The sequence below is a fragment of the Bacillus sp. P4_D3 genome, assembly GCF_056401855.1.
This window is the reverse complement of sequence record NZ_JBFUIN010001191.1, coordinates 1-700: the sequence shown is the minus strand read 5'-3', so window position 1 is coordinate 700 and position 700 is coordinate 1. Positions and strand designations below refer to the sequence as shown.

1 pseudogene is annotated in these 700 nt (G+C 36.4%); it reads right to left on the bottom strand.

Annotated features, from left to right (window positions below):
• Positions 1-501, bottom strand: a pseudogene (gene brnQ4 / locus AC1DTM_RS30190) (branched-chain amino acid transport system II carrier protein BrnQ4); the annotation flags it as partial.
• Between the last annotated feature and the right edge of the window lie 199 nt (positions 502-700).

Genomic DNA, 700 nt, shown 5'->3' with positions numbered 1-700 from the left:
GACAATAACAGCAACTATTAATACTAACAACGGTGTAAGGAACTTTCCAAACCAATCAACTAATTTAGATGGATTTAATGATAAATACCACGTTACTCCGAAGAAAACTATAGTGTAAAGGAACAGCATGTACCATTCTGAAACCATTGCTTCTGATAAAAACGGCTTCATTCCCATTTCAAACGAAACAGCTCCAGTACGCGGGATCGCAAAGAATGGTCCAATTGCTAAATAACTAACTAGTGGAAAAATAAACGCAAATATAGGGTGAACTCTAGAAGATAGCGCTTTCAAGTCCCCCTCTACAAACGCGACAGCTGTGACAGCTAATAGGGGAAGTCCGACTCCCGTTACAAGGAATCCAATTGTAGCAATCCAAACATTTTCTCCTGCTTGTTGACCTAAAACTGGTGGAAAAATTAAATTTCCTGCTCCTAAAAATAATGCAAATAACATTAAACCGATTGCTAGCGTATCACCTGGCCTTAATCGTCCCTTCATCTCTTTCATTTGCATAGCACTTTTTCATTGTTTTTCTCTATTCTCACAATATGCTATGCATCCTCCTCTCCGTTCATAATCATAAAGTATGTCCCTTACAAAGCAATGTCCTTCTCCATAATTTCTCCATTCCCCTTTTAATTACTCTAAATAATAAATTTTGATTTTTTTGAAAATTTAAGTCATTAGAGTGTTATGA